Below are 19,423 nucleotides of genomic sequence, written 5' to 3'. Positions count from 1 at the left end.
CACGGCGAAGCTTGAGCCCGGCTCTTTCCACAGGAGCTCGCAAGCCATGAGCCAGTCCAACGCCGCAGCGGGCGGGCCCGCCCCCAATTCCTTTTTCGCCGCGCGTCTCGCCGACAGCGACCCGGAGATCGCCAAGGCCGTCGAGCTGGAGCTTGGCCGGCAGCAGCACGAAATCGAGCTGATCGCTTCGGAGAATATCGTCTCTCGCGCCGTGCTCGAGGCGCAAGGCTCGGTCCTCACCAATAAATATGCCGAGGGCTATCCGGGGCGTCGCTATTACGGCGGCTGCCAATTCGTCGACATCGCCGAGACTCTGGCGATTGAGCGCGCGAAGCGGCTGTTTGATTGCGGCTTCGCCAATGTCCAGCCGAACTCCGGCAGCCAGGCGAATCAGGCGGTCTTTCTGGCTCTGCTTCAGCCGGGCGACACGTTCCTCGGCCTTGATCTCGCGGCGGGCGGCCATTTGACCCATGGCTCGCCGGTCAATCTGTCCGGCCGCTGGTTCAAGCCCGTCGCCTATGGCGTGCGCCGCGACGATCATTTGATCGACATCGACGCTGTGGCGCGTTTGGCGGAAGAACATAAGCCGAAGCTGATCCTCGCCGGCGGTTCCGGCTATCCGCGGCATTGGGATTTCGCCGCCTTCCGCGCGATCGCCGATTCGGTCGGCGCTTATTTCTTTGTCGATATGGCGCATTTCGCCGGGTTGGTCGCTGGCGGCGTCCATCCGTCGCCGTTCCCCCACGCGCATGTCGTCACGACGACGACCCACAAGACGTTGCGCGGTCCGCGCGGCGGCATGGTCCTGACCAATGACGAGGCGATCGCGAAGAAGATCAATTCAGCGGTCTTCCCGGGCCTGCAGGGCGGTCCGCTCATGCATGTCATCGCCGCCAAGGCTGTCGCTTTCGGCGAGGCGCTGCGCCCGGAATTCAAGGTTTACGCGCGTCAAGTGGTCGATAACGCCAAGGTTCTCGCCACCACGATCAAGGACGCGGGCTTCGATCTCGCCTCCGGCGGCACCGACAATCATTTGATGCTCGTCGATTTGCGGCCGAAGCAGCTCACCGGCAAGGCGGCGGAAGCCTCGCTCGGGCGCGCCTCGATCACGTGCAACAAGAATGGCGTGCCCTTCGACACGGCGAGCCCGATGGTGACCTCCGGCATCAGGCTCGGCGCTCCGGCCGCGACCTCGCGCGGCTTCGGCGTCGCTGAGTTCAAGAAGGTCGGCGAATTGATCGCCGAGACGCTCGATGGGCTCGCCAAGAACGGCGACGCCGGCAATGGCGCGGTCGAGGCCAAGGTCAAGGCCGAAGCTATCGAATTGACCCATCGCTTCCCCATTTATTGAGGCGGCGTCGACACATTGAGGCAGGGCCGCCATGCGGTGCCCCTATTGCAGCAGTCTTGAAACTCAAGTGAAGGACTCGCGGCCGACGGATGATTCGTCATCCATCCGCCGGCGGCGGGTCTGTCCGGATTGCGGCGGACGCTTCACCACTTTCGAGCGCGTGCAATTGCGCGAATTGACGGTCCTGAAGAAATCCGGCCGGCGAGTTCCCTTCGAGCGGGAAAAGCTGATGCGCTCGCTCGAAGTCGCCTTGCGCAAGCGCCCGGTCGATCCCGAAAGGGTGGAGCGCATGGTCAATGGGATCGTGCGCCAGCTCGAAAGCCAGGGCGAAAGCGAAATTCCGAGCGAGCGGATCGGCGAGCTCGTCATGGAAGGCCTGCGCGCGCTCGACAGCGTCGCCTATGTGCGCTTCGCTTCGGTCTATCGCAATTTCCGCGAAGCGCGCGACTTCAATACTTTGATCGACGAATTGGCGAATGGCGCGCCGGCGGCGCCGGAAGAGGAACCGGAGCCGCCGGCGACGCGGGCGCGCTCGCCGAGCCGGGCATGAACGAAACGGAGACCGACGCGCGCTTTATGGCGGCGGCGATCGCCCTTGGCCGACGCGGCCTCGGCCTCACTTCGCCCAACCCGGCTGTCGGCGCGCTCATCGTCAAGGATGGGGTCATTCTAGCGCGTGGCTGGACCAAGCCCGGCGGGCGCCCTCACGCTGAAACCGAAGCGTTGCGCGCGGCTGGTGAGCGCGCGCGCGGGGCTACGATCTATGTCACCCTAGAGCCCTGCAGCCATCATGGCGCGACGCCGCCTTGCGCCGAGGCGATCGTCGAGGCGGGCGTCGCACGCGTCGTCTACGCCCTTTGCGATCCAGATCCGCGCGTCGCCGGCCGCGGCCATAAAATCCTGGCCGACGCCGGGCTGGAAGTGACGAAAGGCGTGCTCGCCGGGGAAGCACGGCGCGCCAATCTCGGCCATATTCTGCGCGTCTCTAACCGCCGCCCGATGGTTGCTTTGAAGCTCGCCTTGACGGCGGACGGCTATGCCGCCGGAGGAAGCCATGACCCCCGCCTGGCGATAACCGGCGCGTATGCGAATGGGCTCGTGCATGTCCTGCGTTCCCTGCATGACGCCATCATGGTCGGCGGCGGGACCGTCGCCGCCGATGATCCTTTGCTGAACGTGCGGCTTCCCGGCCTTGAGTCGCGCAAACCCTTGCGCGTGGCGCTCGACAGCGATCTTCGCCTTTCTTCGGCCTCGCGGCTTGCCGCGACCGCCGAGGCGCATCCGACGCTGATCATCGCCGGGGAGGGCGCCTCCGAGAGTCTGGCGTCGCGTCTGCGCGAGAAAAAAATCGAGATCGCTCATGTGCGCCGCGATCCAGCGCGACGGATTGATCTCGCCGCAGCCCTGGAGCATCTCGGCGAACGCGGCGTTACGCGCGTCTTCAGCGAGGGTGGACCGCGCGTCGCCTCGAGCCTCATCGCGCAAGGCCTCGCCGACGAGGTGATGATTTTCTCCGCTGCGAAATCGCTGGGGCGCGCCGGCCTCGCCGGCCTCGATCCGAGGGCATTGGCCGCGCTCTGCGATCCGACGCGCTATGTCAAGGTCGAGCAGCGGCAGATCGGCGAGGATCGCCTCACGCGCTATGAAAGGGTGCTCTAACCATGTTCACCGGTCTTGTGAGCGATGTCGGCGAGGTCGCCTCGGTCGAACCGCGCGGCGAACTTATCCGCGTCCGGATCCTTTGTCGCTATCCGGCGGAGACGATCGCGCTCGGCGCCTCGATCGCCTGCGGCGGGCCTTGCCTGACTGTGGTCGACAGTGGCGCGAGCGACGGGCGGAGCTGGTTCGAGGTCGATGTCGCGGCGGAGACGCTGGCGCGGACCAATGCGCTTGAATGGAAGCCGGGACGCCGAATCAATCTCGAACGTTCCTTGAAAATTGGCGACGAACTCGGCGGCCATATCGTGACCGGCCATGTCGATGGGCTCGCCGTGATTGTCGCTATCGATGATTTCGACGAGATGCGGCGCATCCAATTCCGCGCGCCGAAGGCGCTGGCGCGGTTCATCGCCGAAAAAGGCTCGGTTTCGCTCGATGGCACATCGCTCACGGTGAATAGCGTCGAGGGCGATCTTTTTTCCGTCCTGCTCATCCCGCATACGTTAAAGGTCACGACCTGGGGCGAGCGGCGCGTCGGCGATGAGGTCAATCTCGAAGTCGACCTGATGGCGCGCTACGCGGCGCGGCTGGCGGAGACGCAGCCATAGCCCAAGACGTGCAGCGCTCGCCCTTATAATTTGGCGATCGCGGCCTCGACGATTTCCTTGCAGCGCAGAAGGCGGGCATATTCGGCCTTGTCGACAAGGACCATCTCGGGCTCCGCCGCGGGATCGGCGCCGAGCGTGAAATTCGCGGCGGCGCCGGCGTCCTGAAGCGCCATTTCGAGCTGCGAGATCCGTTCATTGGCGCGGTCGAGATAGGGCAGGGGATTGGCCAGAACCTTGGCTTCATGCTGAGCCTCGAGGCTCGTGAGCCTGGCGAAGCGCCGCACGCTGTCGCGATCCTTCTTGCCGAAATCATGCTCGATGATGGTCATGGCCCTTCTCCGGTCGAGGCCGAACGCCGGTTGATCGCCGCGGGCGTCGGGCGGCTAGGCCGGAAAGAATGGCGCGGCCCGAGCTATGGCGCAAGAGGTTAATTAACGAGCCCGACGAAGCGACTAGGACCAAATATCGCAGCCGGGGATTTCATCGACGCCGGCCTCTTGAAAGGGAGTGACTCCTCACCAGCTTCTAGCTGCCGGACGGGTTCCCATCTGCGAATGGGAAGAGCGACGGCTTGGCTTTGCCGTCCGCGCGTCCGCAGATCAGGAGGAGAAGCCATGAATATGCGTGATCTCATTCCTTGGACGAGGGGCTCCGAGTCCGCGCCGGATCTATTCCGCGGCGAAAGGTCGAGCCCGTTCTTTATGCTGCAGCGGGAGATGAACCGGCTGTTCGACGAAGCTTTTCGCGGGTTCGACGCGCCGGCGCCTGTCGGCCGTAGGATGGGCTTCGCCCATATGGGCTGGCCGCGGATCGACGTCGCCGAAACGGAAAAAGACATCACCGTCACCGCCGAAATTCCCGGCCTTGAGGAAAAAGACGTCGAGCTTCTGCTGAGCGACGGCAATCTCGTCATTCGCGGCGAGCGGAAATCGGAGATCGAGGACAAGGACCGCCAGTTCAGCGAATGCTTCTACGGCCGTTTCGAGCGCCAGATCCCGGTCGGCGCCGATGTTGCCGAGGACAAGATCGAAGCCTCGTTCAAAAATGGCGTGCTCAAGGTCATGTTGCCGAAAACCGAGCCGGCCATGACAAAAGCGAGGCGGATCGCCATCAACAACCCGACCAAGCATTGACGCAAGCGCGGCCTCGCGAATTGCGGCGCCCTCGCATGGAGCAAGCCCATCAAGACATGCTCCATGCGAACCCCATGATCTTCTACGTGAACTCCATGATCGCGGCGTCGACGGCCAGCGATTCGCCTTCGCGGGCGAAGATTTTCTTGACGGTCCCGTCCTGCGCCGCCTGCAGCGCGTTCTCCATTTTCATGGCCTCGACGACGCAGAGGGTCTCGCCGGCCTTGACCTGCTGCCCAGCGGACACATTGATCGCCTTGATCAAGCCCGGCATAGGGCAGAGTAGCAGCTTTGTGCGGTCGGCGGGGCGCTTGTCGGGCATCAGCGCGGCGAGCTCGGCTTCTCGGCGCGTGTAGACATAGGCCTGCGCGGCATAAGGGCCGTGAGCCAAACTCCAGCCGTTGAGCAGGGAGCGGATGCGGAAGCCGACCTCCTCGCCGTCGACGACGCCGGTCCAGATCGGGCGTCCGGGCGCCCAATCCGACGCGCATTGATGAAGATGGCCGGTCGCCTCGAAGCGGATCTGCAGGCCGTCGTCTGCCTCCTCGAGCTTCACGTCATGGCGGGTCTTCCCGAGTATGACGGATCGGTCGCGTTCAAACGCGACGGGGACCGAGGCGCGCATCTGGCCGGAGATCAACCGTTTGCGCTCATTCAACAAGTGATCCATCGCGGCCGCGACGACGACGAACAGATGCGCGGCCTCGCCTTCTGGCGCAAGCGGGGCGAACCCTCCAGGATATTCGCGCGCGATGAACGCGGTCGAGAGATCTCCCGCCTTGAAGCGCGGATGCGCCATCAAGGCGGCGAGAAACGGAATGTTATGGCCCACGCCCTCGATCGCGAATTGGTCGAGCGCGCGCGCCTGCGCGTCGATCGCCGCCGCCCGGTCGCCGGCATGTGTCACGAGTTTCGCGACCATCGGATCATAATGAATTGAGATTTCGTCGCCCTCCAGGACGCCGCCGTCGAGCCGGAGCGTGATCCCGTCCTCATGGCCTTGGGCTGGGGGGCGGTAGGTCGTGAGACGGCCGACCGAGGGCAGAAAATTGCGCGCCGGATCTTCGGCGTAGATGCGGCTTTCGATTGCCGCGCCGCGCAGATGCACGTCTCTCTGGCTGATCGACAGCGGCGCGCCCGCCGCGACCTTGATCATTTCCTCGACGAGATCGACCCCGGTCACGAGTTCGGTCACTGGATGCTCGACCTGAAGCCGCGTGTTCATTTCGAGAAAATAAAAGCTCTTGTCCTGAGCGACGACGAATTCGACCGTGCCGGCGGAGTCATAATTGACGGCTGCGGCGAGCGCGATCGCCTGCTCGCCCATCTCGCGGCGCATGGCTTCGTCCACGAAAGGCGAGGGCGCCTCCTCCACCACCTTCTGGTGCCGCCGCTGGATCGAGCATTCGCGCTCGCCGAGATGGATGAGCCCGCCATACTTGTCGCCCAAGACCTGAATTTCGATATGGCGTGGGTCGGCGATGAATTTTTCGATGAGGAGTCTTTCGTCGCCGAACGAGGCCTTTGCCTCCGACGCCGCGCGGGCGAGGCAATCGGTGATCTCGTCGCCGGAATGGGCGATGCGCATCCCCTTTCCGCCGCCCCCCGCGGAGGCCTTGATCATGACCGGATAGCCGATCTCCTCGGCGATCGCGCGCGCATGGGCTTCATCCTCGATTGCGCCGACGAAGCCGGGAACGGTTGAGACATTGGCGGCCCGCGCGAGCTTTTTCGAGGCGATCTTGTCGCCCATCGCCTCGATCGCGCGCGGATGCGGGCCGACGAAGGCGACGCCCATGTCGCAGAGCGCCTGGGCGAAATCGGCGCGCTCTGACAAAAATCCATAGCCTGGATGAACTGCCTCCGCGCCGCTTTGCTTGCAGGCCTCCAGGATCTTCTCGATTGCGAGATAGGAATGGGCCGCGGGAGCGGGGCCTATAGGCAGAGCCTCGTCGGCGAGCGCGACATGCTGAGCATGTTTGTCGGCCTCCGAATAGACGGCGACAGTCGCTATGCCCATGCGTCGCGCCGTTCTGATCACCCGGCAGGCGATCTCGCCGCGATTCGCGATGAGCAGCTTCTTGAACATATGCGCCTCGAATTTAGGGCCGCGCGCGCCGCGAAAAAGAGGCGCGAAGATGAATCCTACGGCAAGCCGCTCGGCTGCGTCTATCGACGAAAGCTTGAAGGTTGTGACGCTGGATAATCGAATTGAGGCGCTGCGGCCGATTTCGCCCCCTGCGTCCGCGCCCTATGCTTGTCGCCTTTGTGCAACGGTCTCCCTGGATCGCGGAGGCGCGCCCGCCAGCCCGCTTGACCGCCGCGAATGATGTAATGTTATAACATCGTATCTGGCGCGTAAGGGAATGCTGAAATGTCTGGCGGACAGAAGAAGAAAATCTGGGGTGGGCTTTTGATCTTTGCGTCGGTCGTTCCGCCATTGGCTCCAGCGGCCGAAGCGCAAGTGCAGTTGGCGCCGATTGACGTCGTCTCCGCTGCGGCGCCGTCGGCTTCGCAAGCCGGCCCATCTCCGCTCGCGCCGAGTCTGGTTCCTGATCCGGCATTCGTGCTCGAGACCGAAAAATTCGACAAAGCGCGAAGCGATATTTATGCGCCGGTCGGCGCGAACGCCTACAAAATCGACCGTCAGGCGATCGAGGCGACGCCGCAAGGCGATAACACGCCGTTCAACAAGGTTCTTTTGCAGGCGCCCGGCGTGACGCAGGATTCGGCGGCGAGCGGCGGGCTCCATGTCCGCAACGAGCACGCCAATGTTCAATACCGAATCAACGGCATTCTCTTGCCCGATGGCGTCTCGGGATTTGGACAGGTTCTGGAAACGAGCTTCGTGCAAAGCCTGTCTTTGATCACCGGCGTTCTTCCGGCGCAATATGGCCTAAGGACGGCGGGGCTCGTGGATGTCTTGACGCGCAGCGGCGTGTCGGCACCGGGCGGGCTCGTCGGCGTCTATGGCGGCGCGCAGGCGACGTTCAGCCCCTATATGGAATATGGCGGCGCGATCGGGCGAACCCAGTTTTTCATGACGGGCCGATATTTCAGCAATGACATGGGCGTGGAGAACCCGACCGCGAGCTATGACGCGATTCACGATTTGACGCGGCAGGGCAAATATTTCGGATATGTCTCCACTATTCTGGACGACGCGACGCGCGTGAGCTTCATCTCCGGCATGGCCATCAACAAATATCAGATTCCGAACTCTCCGGGCCAACCGCCGCAATTTACAGCCTATGGCCACGACAATTTCAATTCATCGCTGTTGAACGAGAATCAGCTCGAGCAGACCTTCTACAATGTTCTTGCCGTGCAGCGATCCGTCGACAATCTCGATGCGCAGCTGGCCTTCTTTTCGCGCATCAGCAATCTCCATTTCACGCCCGATCCCATCGGAGATCTGGTCTTCAACGGCGTCGCGTCGGACGTCGCGCGGGAGAGCTTTGTGAACGGCCTCCAGGGCGACGCCGCCGCTCGTCTCGGACCACACACATTGCGGTTCGGGTTTCTTGCAAGCGCAGAAAAATCGGATGCGTCGGATTCGAATGTGGTGCTGCCTCTCGACGCTCTCGGCAATCCGATCGACGCGCCTTTTAACATTACGCAGGCAGTCCAGAAAGTCGGTTGGCTTGGCTCCCTCTATGCGAGCGATGAATGGAGGATCGCCGATCGACTGACATTGAATGCGGGGCTTCGCTTTGACCAGATGGTTCAATATGTGAACGCCAATCAACTCAGTCCGCGCATCAGCCTCGTCTATCATCCGATTCAAGGCGGGACGCTGCATGCCGGATTTGCCCGCTATTTCACGCCCCCTCCGCAAAGCCTCGCCGCTCCGGTCAGTGTCGCGCCTTACGCGAATACGACCCTGCAGCCGGAAGTCACGTTGAACAGCGCGGCGCGACCCGAACGCTCGAGCTATATCGACGCCGGATATGCGCAAAAGATTCTTCCGGGCCTCGAAGCCGCGGTCGATGCTTATTACAAGCGCGCGAAAAACCTTCTCGATGACGGCCAGTTCGGCCAGGCGCTCGTGTTGACCGCATTCAATTATGACCGCGCCTACAACACAGGCGTCGAGTTCACATTGAATTTTCAGAACGAAAATTTCCGCGCCTACGCCAATTTCGCCTGGGCGCGGCAGCGCGCCACCTCGCCATCGTCAAATCAATATTTGTTCGGTGCGGACGAATACGCCTATATTTCAAGCCATTATGTCTACACCGATCATGCGCAAACCCTGACGGGATCGGGCGGCGTTTCCTATCTATGGAATGGAACGAGGATCAGCGCCGATCTCATCTATGGGAGCGGCCTGCGCAGCGGCTTCGCCAACACCGAGCATGTTTCTCCCTATGCTCAGGTCAATCTCGGCGTCTCGCATGAATTTCCGATACAAGAGGTCGGCGTGGGACCGCTCACATTGCGCTTCGACGTGATCAATCTCTTCGACCGAGTTTATGAAGTGAGAGACGGCTCGGGCATTGGCGTGTTCGCGCCGCAATATGGGCCGCTTCGTGGATTCTACGTGGGAATTGCGCAGAAATTCTGAAAGCGGAAAGCCGATCTCAAAGCGGAATATTGTCGTGCTTCTTCCAGGGATTCTCGAGTTCTTTGTGTCGAAGCATGGAGAGCGCGCGGATGATGCGCCTGCGCGTGTCGCGCGGCAAGATGATCTCGTCGATATAGCCGCGCTCCGCCGCGATGAAGGGCGAAAGGAAGCGCGTTTCATATTCGCGCGTGCGCGCGGCGATTTTCGCCGGATCGTCCATGTCCTGGCGAAAGATGATCTCGACCGCCCCCTTGGCGCCCATCACGGCGATCTGCGCCGTCGGCCAGGCCAAATTGACGTCGCCGCGCAAATGTTTCGAGGCCATCACGTCATAGGCGCCGCCATAGGCCTTTCGCGTGATGATCGTCACTTTCGGCGTCGTCGCCTCGCCATAGGCGAAGAGCAGCTTGGCGCCATGCTTGATGAGGCCGCCATATTCCTGCGCGACGCCGGGAAGAAAGCCCGGCACGTCGACGAAGGTGACGATCGGAATGTTGAAGCAATCGCAGAAGCGCACGAAGCGCGCGGCCTTGCGCGAGGCGTCCGAATCGAGGACGCCGGCGAGCGCCAGGGGCTGATTAGCGACGAAGCCGACGGGGCGACCGGCCATGCGGCCGAAGCCGGTGACGATGTTGCGCGCGAAGGCCTCCTGGATTTCAAAGAAATCGCCTTCGTCGGCCGTCTTCAGGATCAGCTCCTTGACGTCGTAAGGCTTGTTGGGATTTTCCGGGGCCAATGTGTCGAGCGCGGCACAGGTCTGATCGGAGTCGTCGAAGCTCGGCCATTCCGGGAGTTCGTCCCTGTTGCTGGACGGAAGGAAATCGAGCAAGCGACGCGTCTGCAACAGCGCTTCGACGTCATTGGCGTAGGCGCAATCGGCTACGGCGCTCTTGGCCGTGTGGATCGCGGCGCCGCCCAGCTCCTCGGCGGTGACTGCCTCGTTGGTGACGGTCTTGACCACATCCGGGCCCGTCACGAACATATAGCTCGTGTCGCGCACCATGAGGATGAAGTCGGTCATGGCGGGCGAATAGACGTCGCCTCCGGCGCAAGGCCCCATGATCACGGAAATCTGTGGGATCACGCCGGAGGCGAGAACATTGCGCTGAAAGACCTCGCCATAGCCGGCGAGCGCCGCGACGCCTTCCTGAATGCGGGCGCCGCCCGAATCGAAGAGTCCGATAATGGGTGCCCTGTTGCGCAACGCCATGTCTTGCACCTTGGCGATTTTGCGCGCGTGCGTCTCGGAGAGCGAGCCGCCGAAGACTGTGAAGTCTTTCGCATAGACGAAGACCGCCCGGCCGTTCACAGTTCCCCAGCCGGTCACGACGCCGTCGCCCGGCGCGTGCTGCTTGTCCATTCCGAAATCGGTCGCGCGATGCTGCACGAACATGTCGAATTCTTCGAACGAGCCGTGGTCGAGCAGCAGATCGAGGCGTTCGCGCGCGGTGAGCTTGCCGCGTTTATGTTGGGCTTCTATTCGCGCCGCGCCGCCGCCGCGAAGCGCCTCGGCGCGGCGTCTTTGGAGCTCGTCGGGACTGGGTTTCATCGTTTCCGTTCCGCGGCGCCGGTTGAGAAGCCTGTGATCACGAACGCGCTCCAGATCGATAAGTTGGAGCATGTTCCGATCGAAAAAGCCGATCAACTTGTTCGGAACATGCTCTGTCGCCGGCTCTCGAAAAGTTGACCGAGTTTCTCGGCGAGCGCAAGCGAGCCGCCTTGAAACCGAGCGAGTCATTTGAGATCCGCAAGCGCGCCCGGCTCCAAATCAATAATGGGGGCGCATTCTAGCGCTGCGGTAGGGCTGGACGGCCGAGAAGGCCGCTCGTTTGCTCGATCAAAAAAGGATCGTCACATGCTCGTTCAGACGCCCGGCTTCGTGAATGGCGCGCCGCTCTTGCTTCTCCGAGCGGAAGGGCTCGCCATCGCGCTCGCCTCGATCGCTGCTTTCTCCGGGAGCGGCGCATCCTGGCCGCTATTCGCCGCGCTGATCTTGGCGCCCGATTTGTCGATGCTGTTCTATCTTTTGGGACCGCGCAGCGGCGCCGCCGCCTATAACGCCGTTCACACCTATGTCGGTCCTGCTCTCCTTTTCGCCGCCTCGGCGGCGTTCGGAGCGCCGGCTGGAACGGCCGTTGCGCTAATCTGGAGCGCGCATATCGGCATAGATCGCGCGCTCGGCTTCGGCTTGAAATATAGCGAGGGCTTCGGTTTCACCCATCTCGGGCGCGTCGGTCGCCAAGCGCCGGGCTAACGCGCCTAGCGCTGCGCAGGCCTATTGCGCCAAGCCGCGGAGGCTCAGACCCAAGGCGACGATCGCGCCGCCTCGCAGCAGAAGGTCGATCCCTACGAAGAGGCCGATTGCGAAGAGGCCAGTGACCGGCCAACCGGCGACGAGGAGCAGGCCGAGGGCCAGGCTCACCACGCCGTCGAAGACATATGTCCATTGTCCGTGGATGTGGGTCGACAACGCGAAGCCGATGGCGACGGCGCCGGTCGCCAGAAAATAGAAGGCGACGAGCAGCGTGATGGCTTCGGCGCTGACAGCCGGCCGCGTCACGAGGATGAACCCGATGAACGCGAGCAGGACCGCCCAAAGGACATGAATGAAAAACTCGGTCCAATAGCCGGTGACGGAAAAGGCGAGGACGAGCACGGCTAAGGCGATTGCGAGAAACAGCGCGCCGAGAAACACGACATAGATCAAAGTCGCGGTTCGGGCGCGCCAGATCGCCACGACGCCGAGAATCGAAAGGGCGACGCCGAGCGCGACGATCCAGCCCCAGTGAGTCCCGACGCCGGCCGGCGCTTGCGCGACGAAAATATCGAATTGCCTTTGCATGGCGTGTCCCCCGTTTGCCGATTTTTCTAATTTCTGACGCGTTCTTTATCAAAGAGGCCGTTCGTCGACGGCCTGGCCGAAGCTTTGGCGAACGAACTCCCAGAGCTTAGCCGCCGCCTCCATCTCATCCCATCGCCGCGCGCGGCGTCGCATCGCCTCTTCGTCGGCGCCCCAGATTTGCATCTGGAAATCCTCATCGACATGCGCCGCGGCCCAGGCTCGCGCCGGGGTCAATTCGCCATGCGCGACCGCAAGCGCAAGCAGGGCGGAGCCGGTGAGGGTCGTCATAACGTTGAGCGCGGCGAGCGCGAAAGGCGCGGCCGCACCAGAATTCACGACGCCCGCGACCGCGTCCTGCACGGCGCGGCGCGCGGACTCCGGCTGGGCGACGAAGATCACGCCTTCGGCGCAGATGAAGCGCGCGCCCAATTGATCGCGGGCGAAGGCGAGGACAGGGTCCCAAGCTTCAGCTTGAGCTTGCGTGAGAGCGTCCGGCTCGCCGGCTCGATAGCAGACGAGGTCGGATTCGGCATATTTGACGATTTCTTCAGCCGTGGCCTCGAGCGCGCCCACGACGCCGTCGATCGCCGAATTGGAGAGCCGGGTCAATGGCATTACGGCCGGGTCAATGACTGCCTCCTGGCGCGCCCATTCGGCTGCGATCGCCTCCGCCGCGGCCAAGCTCGGCAGAGCCAATTTGTTCCGCGCCGGGGTCCTCGTGACGCGGCCGTCGAGCAGCACGACGAAGGCTCCGTCTTGCGCCACGGCCTTCGCTTCCGCGTAAAATCGTTTCGGCAGGCTTTTCTGGAGGTCGCGCCGGGCCATGGCGACGGGGTCGATCGCTTCGCCCGCCGTCGGCGCCATTGCGTTCGAGAGGCCGTCCACGCGTTCTTCCGGCATAGGCGCGCCTATTTGAGATTCCTGGCCCATCGGCCGTCCGAGCTTCAAGCTCTTCCCTTGATGAGATGCAACAATTCGCCGAAATCTGCAACGATGCGTTCGGCGCCGGCCGCACGCAGCTCGTCGGTCGTGTGGTAGCCCCAGGCGACGCCGATCGGATGGACCTCGGCCGCGCGGGCCATCTCCATGTCATAGGTCGTGTCGCCGATCATATAGGTCGCCTCGGGCGCCGCGCCGACATCGGCCAGAGCAGACAGAATCATGTCGGGGGCCGGTTTAGACGGATGCTCGTCGGCCGTCTGCACGGTTGAGAAACAGGCGCGCCAGCCGTGGCGATCGAGCAAATAATCGACGCCCCGACGCGCCTTGCCGGTGGCGATTCCAAGCATGAGGTCGTCCCGTTTCGCGAGCGCGGCGATGGTTTCGGCGGCGCCGGGGTAGAGCGGCGCCTCGACGCCTGGCTCGGCGCGCATCGCCGTCCAGGCGTCCCGATAGGCCTGTGCGAGGCTTTCGACCGGGCCGTGTTCGCCAGCGAGCGTGGTGAAGGCCTCGCGCAAGGAAAGACCGACGATCGAGAGTGATTTTGCGCGGCTCGGCGCCTCGAGACGATGGGCCTCGAAGGCGCGGCGTTGCGCCTCCAGCAGAAGCTCCTGGCTGTCGACCAAGGTGCCGTCAATGTCGAAAATAACGAGCTTCACGCCTCGACCTTTCGGCTTGCGCCCGTGCCGGCGTTGGATGGCGCTTCGCTTCGCCGCTTCATTTGGTGGACGGCGGCGACGCGGCTGTTTCTCGTTTCTCGCGACAAACGATCTCGCTTGGCTCACAGGCGACGCCGGGGGTGGAACAGGCGGGCTCGCCGCTTTCGAGCCTGCGGCAGGTCGCGCAGAAATCCGTCCATTCGAGGCAGTCGGCGTCGTGTTCGCCATAGGCCTGCATGATCGCGGATCGAGGCTCGGCGGAAGACTCGTCCGCCGAGGCCGAAGCGCCGGCGAGAGCGACGACCGCGAAGACAAGGGGGAAGTTCAGGATCGACGCAGCTTGAAGCATGGCGGGCAGCATAAGGCGCCGCGCTTCGAGGGCAAGCCGGCGCATTGCCGTTTTGCACCGGGCGTGTTACCCGCGCGGTTATGCTCGAAGGCCTGCCGCCCAATAATGCCGCGCATCTGATGCGCCTGACCTGCGACGAGGCGACCGCGCGCCGGATCGCCGATATTATCGTCGAGACTTTCGATCCGGCGGAGACGGCGGCGGCCGCTTTCGAGGAGACGCCGAGCGCGGATGGCGGCGGGCGGCCCTGGATCGTCGAGGCTTATTTCGGCGCCGGGCCGGATGAGGAAAATCTTCGCGCTCTCATCGAGGTTGCGGCCGGGCGCGAGGCGGCGCAAGCCGTGAGCTTTGGCCGCGTCGACGAGCGCGATTGGGTCGCAGCTTCCCTTGAAGGTCTGAAGGGCGTGCGCGCCGGCCGCTTTATCGTGCATGGCGCGCATGGACGAGGCGAAGTGCGGAAAAATGACGTCCCGATCGAAATCGAGGCGGCGCTCGCTTTCGGCACCGGCCACCACGGCTCGACCCGCGGCTGTCTCTTGATGTTGGACCGGGTCGCGCGGCGGCGGAATCCGCGCGCCATTCTCGATCTCGGCACGGGCTCCGGCGTCCTGGCGATCGCCGCGGCGAAGTTGTTCAGGCGACGAATCGAAGCCGGTGACATCGATCCGATCTCGGTTGCGGCGGCGGCCTCCAACGCGAGGCGCAATGGCGTCGGCGCCTTCATCCGTCCGGCGCGCGCGCGCGGCGCGGATCACAATGCGCTGCGCCAAGGCGCGCCTTATGATTTGATCTTCGCCAATATTCTCGCCAAGCCCTTGCGCGATCTCGCTCCCGCCGTCGCAAGTCTCAGCGCCCCGCGCGCGGATATTATTTTGTCGGGGCTTCTCGCGCGCGACGTGCCCGGGGTCATCGCGGCTTATCGGGCGCAAGGCGTCGCCTTCATGCGCCGGCTGGATATTGAAGGCTGGGCGACCTTGCTGATGAGAAGCGCCTAGAGAATCGTCATTTTCGCCGCTTTGAGGCGCAGCCGCGCCAGCGTGATCTCGCGCAGCCCCGCGACGTCGAAACCCATCACGAAGACCGCATAGACCGCGACGCCGGCCGCAATCTGCAAGGCGAGCGTCAGAAATCCGGGCTCGTTCTCGCGCATGGGCAGCAGCGCCGCCGACATGGCCGCATTGCCTAGAACGATGACCACGAGGTCGCGGAGCCGCGGCCATTGCGGCCGCGAAAAACTCGCGAAACCCACGAGCGCGACAAGCGCCGCCAGCATGGCGCCCGCTTGCGCGATGGCGAAGCTCGAGGCGTCGGCGCTGCGCGGCAAGACGAGAACGAGGAGCGGATCGACGACGACCGCGATCAATGCGGCCACGATCAGCGGAGTGGTCTTCTTTTCGATCTGAAAAATCGGATTGATGGCGTATTGGATGATCGCCGTGCAAAAAAGCCCTGTCATCATCAGAGGCAGCAGCAGGCCGAAATGGCCGCGGAACTCGTAAGGCACGATCAATTGCTCGACCGAGGGTAGGGTCAGCCAGAGTCCGGTGCAGGCCGGCAGCACCATGGCGATGACGATGGTCATGTTGCGCGAAAGTTGCCGCCGCGAAAAGGCCGCGCCCTGCAGTTCGTGCAGGGCGACCGCAATCTGGAACAAGACGATGTCGAGCGCCGAGCCGATGGCCTGGATCGCTTTGGAGCCGAAATCATAGGCGAGGGAAAATTGCCCGGTTTCCGAAAATCCGTAGAGGATGGCGACGACCGAGCGATTGGCGAGAGGGATTGACAGATAGAGAAGATTGGCGCCGACGATGGGGAGGCTATAGGCCATGAGGGCCCGCGCGATCGAGATTTGCGCGAGCCGCGGCTCCGAGGCTGGGTCATGAAGCGCGGCGCGCGCGGTGACCACGGCGCCGCCGAGGCTGACGATGCCGCCGAGCAGGGTCATGGTCGCCGAGCCGAACCAGAAGGCGCCGCCCCCCATGAGCCCGAGGCCCAGCACGTTCTTGACCAGGGCGAGGCGGGCGAAGAGCGGGTCGTGGAAGCGCGCGCGAACCAGCGCCATATTATAATCGAAGAGCCCATTGACGACCGCCACCCCCAGCGCAAGGCCGATCAACTCATTGGAAAGCGTGAAGCTCACGCCCGATAAAATCAGCAAAGCGGCGCCGGCGGCGAGCCCGACCGTGATGACGGCGAAGCCATAGTCGAGGGTCGCCCGCAATGCGGGCTCCTCGTTTCGGATCCGCTCCGAATAGAAGCGCGTCGCGCCAAGCCTGATCCAGTCGAAAAAGCCTGTCTGGACGGCGATTGCGGTGGCGTGAGCCAGCGCGAAGCGGCCATATTCTTCCGGCCCGAGAAATTTCGCGACGAGCAGGCCGATCGCGAAATTGAAGAGGATATTGCCGAGAAAGGCGAAAAAGACGGTCATTTCGCGATTGCGCTCGCATGTCTTGCGCCAACGCAGGCCACAAAATGTGAGCGCGAGGCCGCTGCGCAAGCGACGCGGTCCGGCGCGACCCTACTCGAAGCCGCAGCGTCGAAGCCCTTTGAGCCAGTTCTTAAAGGCAAGCGCATAAGCCTTTCAAATTGCCTCACGCCACCCTTCGTGGAGGCCGAGCCTGGGAGGCTCATTTATACAATTTTTCCGCGGACGAGCGGAGCGTTGCGCTGAGGCAGGCGGAGCCTATGCGCCCAATTCGACGAAACACGGGCGGTTCGAGCCGCTGCCCCGAAAACGAGATCGTGATCATATCTGGCGCGGCGGAGCCGGCCGTGCGTGGAAAAGCCGCTTTTCCTTTTCCGCGCCGCGCTCTAGAAGCGCGCATGACTCAAGACGTCACCTTTCCCGCGGCTGCGCTCGCAGGTCTCCTATCCTTTTTGAGCCCTTGCGTTCTGCCTTTGGTGCCGCCTTATCTGACCTTCATCGCAGGAACGACGATCGAGGAGGTCGCGACAAGGCGGGAGAGCCGGGCGAGGCGGGATATTCTCATCGCCGCGGCCCTGTTCATTGCCGGCTTTTCCACTGTTTTCATCGGCCTCGGCGCGACGGCCTCCGCTTTTGGCCAGGTCCTGCGTCAGCATCTCGCCCAACTCTCGTTCCTCGCCGGGGGCGCGATCATTCTCATGGGCTTCCACTTCCTCGGCGTGTTTCGCTTCGCCCTGCTTTATCGGGAAGCGCGGCTCGACGTGCAAAAGCCGGTCGGGACCTGGGGCGCCTATGTCATGGGGCTCGCCTTCGCCTTCGGCTGGACGCCCTGCATCGGGCCGATCCTCGCCGCCATTCTCGCCGTGGCGGCCTCGCAGGAGACTGTCGGCAAGGGCGCGGCGCTGCTCGCCGCCTATTCGACCGGGCTTGGCCTACCGTTTTTCGCGGCGGCGCTCGCGATCGAGCCCTTTATTCACCTGATCAAGCGCTTCAGGCGCTATTTCGGCGCGCTCGAAAAGGTCGTCGGCGTTCTCCTGGTCTTGACGGGCGTCGCCTTTCTGACCGGCGGGATCCAGGATTTTTCGTTCTGGCTTCTGCAAATGTTCCCGGGCCTCGCCAATTTCGGGTGAGCGGGATGAGGAGAGCGGCGATTGGATTTCGTATAAATGCCGCTCTCATCCAAAGGCGTCGATTTTCTGAATTTGAAGCAATTCAATCCGAAATCATCGCCATCCGGCAGAGTCTCATTTTGACTGCGGGCAAATTCAGCCACGCGCAACTGATGACCGCTTTGCGCCCATCCCGGTCGATCCGCAGGCCAGTGCCGGTTTCCAATAGCGGACCTCTCCCTACATCGTGCACCGGCGGTTGTGGGCTATGACCGGCCGTGCACCCAAATTGTTGGTTTCTTCCCCGGGGCAGCCGGGATCGTTATATTGGTGTCGATGCACTGGTCGACAAGACGGGGAGGTAGCGGTTAAAGGAGATATTCATGTGCATTACATTTGTTCGAATAGTATCGAATATTTTTAGTAAGGTGGTATCCGCCCTAAATTGTTCTTCTATATGATTTAAATTGGGGAATTCTGAGAATGGCCCGGAATACTCTTAATGATTTTCGTTGGGTACCTATCGACGGACAATGGGAGAGCGGCGACGGAGGGGAAATCACGTTTATAGGCGGGGAATATGACCCGCCTGCTCCACAAGAGGCGCCTCCACAAGAGGCAAACCAACAACAAGAACACCCATCCAAATTTGTAAACGGCGGAACAATTATATTCGGCCAACGCTTCCGTGAAGGCCGAATGAAAATGCAAGTAGAGTTTGAACAGCCTGACCACAGGTCAAGAGCTTCAATCTTGCTTCAATATGATGTTGAAAGCAAAGACATGCTGACCTTCGACCTTACTGGGGGGCAATTAAGACCTGCTCCTGGCGTGGTTGGCTTTATGTACAAATTGCAATTGTGGGCTGCTCCTCCTCTAGGTCACGCGCAAACTCAGCAAGGCTCGGGACCGGCGCTGTCGAAGGTTTGGACCCCACTATTCCAAACTGGTATTGGGACCAATCTCATAGCAAAACAGCGCTATGACTTGGAGGTTGTTGTCCGTGGCTCTGCTGTAACACTACTCGTGGACGACGTTGAGATCGGAAAACACAGCCTCGCTATTCCGTCACTTCCAGGCCATTCTTGTGGAATATTTTGCCTTGATAGAGGTCGCGTGCATTTTCGCAATATTTCCGTCGAGACAACTCCACCAAAAGCATTCGTTGTAATGCAATTCAATACGCCTGAATTTGAGGCGCTATTTCATGATGTTATTGAGCCAATTTGCCAATCTTTAGACCTACAAGCATATCGTGCCGATTTTACCTATATGCCAGGCTTGGTCATTGAAGACATTAAGAAGCATATAATGGAATCTCGCGTTGTAATTGCAGAAATAACGCCGGCAAATCCAAATGTATATTACGAAGTTGGGTATGCGGATGCACTAAGAAAGCCAATAATACTTATTTCAGATAGAAGAGATGGAATAAAACCATTCGACGTAAGGGCTTACCGAACAATTTTCTACGAGAATAGCATCGGCGGAAAAAATCGAATTGAAAACGAATTACAAGCCTATCTTCAAAGCATATTGGAAAATTAAAGCGAATTATTTGTCGTCGCGGGGTAGCGCCGATTTAGCAGGCATTACAGGCCGTCTGGTCGCCACCGGTTTGGGGCCGCGACCGCAGAAGCTCGTGTCCAGCTGCAACGTCCGGTTTCCACGATCCGCGCCAGACACCCGCCATTCCCCTTTCAGCCCGATCCGGGCGTTCCGGTGACACGTTCAAACGCAGGTTCCTGGCGCACAGCAGAAGTTTACAATGACAACCATCCG

The 19,423-nt window shown here is 62.0% G+C and carries 18 protein-coding genes; 10 read left to right on the top strand and 8 right to left on the bottom strand.

Annotated features, from left to right (window positions below; all coding sequences use genetic code 11):
• Nucleotides 1–46 precede the first annotated feature (46 nt).
• The 4 genes from glyA to METAC_RS0107905 are packed head-to-tail and all read left to right on the top strand — an operon-like array spanning nucleotide 47 to nucleotide 3,618.
• The gene (glyA, locus tag METAC_RS0107920) at nucleotides 47–1,351 is read left to right on the top strand and encodes a serine hydroxymethyltransferase (RefSeq protein ID WP_026606607.1); all 1,305 of its coding nucleotides are present in this window, start codon (nucleotides 47–49) and stop codon (nucleotides 1,349–1,351) included.
• A gap of 31 nt (nucleotides 1,352–1,382) precedes the next feature.
• Nucleotides 1,383–1,901, top strand: coding sequence for a transcriptional regulator NrdR (gene nrdR, locus METAC_RS0107915; RefSeq protein WP_026606606.1), 519 nt, complete (start codon nucleotides 1,383–1,385; stop codon nucleotides 1,899–1,901).
• Nucleotides 1,898–3,010 carry a bifunctional diaminohydroxyphosphoribosylaminopyrimidine deaminase/5-amino-6-(5-phosphoribosylamino)uracil reductase RibD gene (gene ribD, locus METAC_RS0107910; RefSeq protein ID WP_026606605.1) on the top strand — a complete coding sequence of 371 codons (1,113 nt, stop codon included), beginning with the start codon at nucleotides 1,898–1,900 and terminating at the stop codon, nucleotides 3,008–3,010. The genes nrdR and ribD overlap by 4 nt, the downstream gene beginning before the upstream one ends.
• A 2-nt stretch (nucleotides 3,011–3,012) precedes the next feature.
• Nucleotides 3,013–3,618, top strand: coding sequence for a riboflavin synthase (locus METAC_RS0107905; protein WP_026606604.1), 606 nt, complete (start codon nucleotides 3,013–3,015; stop codon nucleotides 3,616–3,618).
• A gap of 23 nt (nucleotides 3,619–3,641) precedes the next feature.
• Here METAC_RS0107905 and METAC_RS0107900 read toward each other — a convergent pair whose 3' ends face one another.
• Entirely contained in the window at nucleotides 3,642–3,947 is a 306-nt protein-coding gene (locus METAC_RS0107900) for a hypothetical protein (RefSeq protein WP_026606603.1), read from the bottom strand.
• Between the two features lie 285 nt (nucleotides 3,948–4,232).
• Here METAC_RS0107900 and METAC_RS0107895 point away from each other — a divergent pair, with 285 nt between their 5' ends.
• Nucleotides 4,233–4,751 carry an Hsp20/alpha crystallin family protein gene (locus METAC_RS0107895; RefSeq protein WP_026606602.1) on the top strand — a complete coding sequence of 173 codons (519 nt, stop codon included), beginning with the start codon at nucleotides 4,233–4,235 and terminating at the stop codon, nucleotides 4,749–4,751.
• 82 nt (nucleotides 4,752–4,833) lie between these two features.
• Here METAC_RS0107895 and METAC_RS0107890 read toward each other — a convergent pair whose 3' ends face one another.
• Nucleotides 4,834–6,840, bottom strand: coding sequence for an acetyl-CoA carboxylase biotin carboxylase subunit (locus METAC_RS0107890; protein WP_026606601.1), 2,007 nt, complete (start codon nucleotides 6,838–6,840; stop codon nucleotides 4,834–4,836).
• 285 nt (nucleotides 6,841–7,125) lie between these two features.
• On the opposite strand from METAC_RS0107890, the gene METAC_RS22835 reads away from it, so the two are divergent.
• Nucleotides 7,126–9,318, top strand: a complete 2,193-nt coding sequence (locus METAC_RS22835; protein WP_051335457.1) for a TonB-dependent receptor — start codon at nucleotides 7,126–7,128, stop codon at nucleotides 9,316–9,318.
• A 16-nt stretch (nucleotides 9,319–9,334) separates the two neighbouring features.
• Here METAC_RS22835 and METAC_RS0107875 read toward each other — a convergent pair whose 3' ends face one another.
• Nucleotides 9,335–10,867: an acyl-CoA carboxylase subunit beta gene (locus METAC_RS0107875; protein WP_026606600.1), complete on the bottom strand. Its 1,533-nt coding sequence runs from the start codon at nucleotides 10,865–10,867 to the stop codon at nucleotides 9,335–9,337.
• 306 nt (nucleotides 10,868–11,173) lie between these two features.
• On the opposite strand from METAC_RS0107875, the gene METAC_RS0107865 reads away from it, so the two are divergent.
• Nucleotides 11,174–11,572, top strand: coding sequence for a DUF4260 domain-containing protein (locus METAC_RS0107865; protein ID WP_036255382.1), 399 nt, complete (start codon nucleotides 11,174–11,176; stop codon nucleotides 11,570–11,572).
• Nucleotides 11,573–11,593: 21 nt separating this feature from the next.
• Here METAC_RS0107865 and METAC_RS0107860 read toward each other — a convergent pair whose 3' ends face one another.
• Genes METAC_RS0107860 through METAC_RS22825 form a run of 4 tightly spaced genes read right to left on the bottom strand, consistent with a single transcriptional unit; the run spans nucleotide 11,594 to nucleotide 14,152 of the window.
• Nucleotides 11,594–12,160: an HdeD family acid-resistance protein gene (locus METAC_RS0107860; protein WP_026606598.1), complete on the bottom strand. Its 567-nt coding sequence runs from the start codon at nucleotides 12,158–12,160 to the stop codon at nucleotides 11,594–11,596.
• 48 nt (nucleotides 12,161–12,208) lie between these two features.
• Complete coding sequence (locus tag METAC_RS22830) at nucleotides 12,209–13,060, bottom strand: ATP12 family chaperone protein (RefSeq protein WP_051335803.1); 852 nt, start codon at nucleotides 13,058–13,060, stop codon at nucleotides 12,209–12,211.
• A gap of 44 nt (nucleotides 13,061–13,104) precedes the next feature.
• Nucleotides 13,105–13,758 carry an HAD-IA family hydrolase gene (locus tag METAC_RS0107850; protein ID WP_026606597.1) on the bottom strand — a complete coding sequence of 218 codons (654 nt, stop codon included), beginning with the start codon at nucleotides 13,756–13,758 and terminating at the stop codon, nucleotides 13,105–13,107.
• Between the two features lie 58 nt (nucleotides 13,759–13,816).
• The gene (locus tag METAC_RS22825) at nucleotides 13,817–14,152 is read right to left on the bottom strand and encodes a hypothetical protein (RefSeq protein ID WP_156898139.1); all 336 of its coding nucleotides are present in this window, start codon (nucleotides 14,150–14,152) and stop codon (nucleotides 13,817–13,819) included.
• Nucleotides 14,153–14,187: 35 nt separating this feature from the next.
• Between METAC_RS22825 and METAC_RS0107840 the strand changes: the two genes are divergently transcribed.
• Complete coding sequence (locus tag METAC_RS0107840; RefSeq protein ID WP_026606596.1) at nucleotides 14,188–15,102, top strand: 50S ribosomal protein L11 methyltransferase; 915 nt, start codon at nucleotides 14,188–14,190, stop codon at nucleotides 15,100–15,102.
• Here the strand turns inward: METAC_RS0107840 and METAC_RS0107835 are convergent.
• Nucleotides 15,099–16,535, bottom strand: coding sequence for a lipopolysaccharide biosynthesis protein (locus METAC_RS0107835; RefSeq protein WP_026606595.1), 1,437 nt, complete (start codon nucleotides 16,533–16,535; stop codon nucleotides 15,099–15,101). The two genes, METAC_RS0107840 and METAC_RS0107835, sit on opposite strands and share 4 nt — an antisense overlap.
• A gap of 395 nt (nucleotides 16,536–16,930) precedes the next feature.
• Between METAC_RS0107835 and METAC_RS0107830 the strand changes: the two genes are divergently transcribed.
• Nucleotides 16,931–17,662 (top strand): cytochrome c biogenesis CcdA family protein, encoded by a 732-nt coding sequence (locus tag METAC_RS0107830; RefSeq protein ID WP_026606594.1) that lies wholly within the window; start codon nucleotides 16,931–16,933, stop codon nucleotides 17,660–17,662.
• 462 nt (nucleotides 17,663–18,124) lie between these two features.
• The gene (locus METAC_RS26385) at nucleotides 18,125–19,189 is read left to right on the top strand and encodes a TIR domain-containing protein (protein WP_156898138.1); all 1,065 of its coding nucleotides are present in this window, start codon (nucleotides 18,125–18,127) and stop codon (nucleotides 19,187–19,189) included.
• Nucleotides 19,190–19,423: the final 234 nt, after the last annotated feature.

Origin of the sequence: Methylocapsa acidiphila B2, assembly GCF_000427445.1 — a bacterium.
Lineage (GTDB): Bacteria > Pseudomonadota > Alphaproteobacteria > Rhizobiales > Beijerinckiaceae > Methylocapsa > Methylocapsa acidiphila.
This window is presented reverse-complemented; position numbering and strand designations above follow the sequence as displayed.

Coding starts and splice junctions, on each gene's coding strand:
- METAC_RS0107835 (WP_026606595.1), bottom strand. CDS start 16,535: ATGACCGTCTTTTTCGCCTTTCTCGGCAATATCCTCTTCAATTTCGCG.
- METAC_RS22835 (WP_051335457.1), top strand. CDS start 7,126: ATGTCTGGCGGACAGAAGAAGAAAATCTGGGGTGGGCTTTTGATCTTT.
- METAC_RS0107895 (WP_026606602.1), top strand. CDS start 4,233: ATGAATATGCGTGATCTCATTCCTTGGACGAGGGGCTCCGAGTCCGCG.
- METAC_RS0107865 (WP_036255382.1), top strand. CDS start 11,174: ATGCTCGTTCAGACGCCCGGCTTCGTGAATGGCGCGCCGCTCTTGCTT.
- METAC_RS26385 (WP_156898138.1), top strand. CDS start 18,125: ATGGCCCGGAATACTCTTAATGATTTTCGTTGGGTACCTATCGACGGA.
- glyA (WP_026606607.1), top strand. CDS start 47: ATGAGCCAGTCCAACGCCGCAGCGGGCGGGCCCGCCCCCAATTCCTTT.
- METAC_RS0107860 (WP_026606598.1), bottom strand. CDS start 12,160: ATGCAAAGGCAATTCGATATTTTCGTCGCGCAAGCGCCGGCCGGCGTC.
- METAC_RS0107840 (WP_026606596.1), top strand. CDS start 14,188: ATGCTCGAAGGCCTGCCGCCCAATAATGCCGCGCATCTGATGCGCCTG.
- METAC_RS0107900 (WP_026606603.1), bottom strand. CDS start 3,947: ATGACCATCATCGAGCATGATTTCGGCAAGAAGGATCGCGACAGCGTG.
- ribD (WP_026606605.1), top strand. CDS start 1,898: ATGAACGAAACGGAGACCGACGCGCGCTTTATGGCGGCGGCGATCGCC.
- METAC_RS0107875 (WP_026606600.1), bottom strand. CDS start 10,867: ATGAAACCCAGTCCCGACGAGCTCCAAAGACGCCGCGCCGAGGCGCTT.
- nrdR (WP_026606606.1), top strand. CDS start 1,383: ATGCGGTGCCCCTATTGCAGCAGTCTTGAAACTCAAGTGAAGGACTCG.
- METAC_RS0107905 (WP_026606604.1), top strand. CDS start 3,013: ATGTTCACCGGTCTTGTGAGCGATGTCGGCGAGGTCGCCTCGGTCGAA.
- METAC_RS0107830 (WP_026606594.1), top strand. CDS start 16,931: ATGACTCAAGACGTCACCTTTCCCGCGGCTGCGCTCGCAGGTCTCCTA.
- METAC_RS22830 (WP_051335803.1), bottom strand. CDS start 13,060: ATGCCGGAAGAACGCGTGGACGGCCTCTCGAACGCAATGGCGCCGACG.
- METAC_RS22825 (WP_156898139.1), bottom strand. CDS start 14,152: ATGCGCCGGCTTGCCCTCGAAGCGCGGCGCCTTATGCTGCCCGCCATG.
- METAC_RS0107890 (WP_026606601.1), bottom strand. CDS start 6,840: ATGTTCAAGAAGCTGCTCATCGCGAATCGCGGCGAGATCGCCTGCCGG.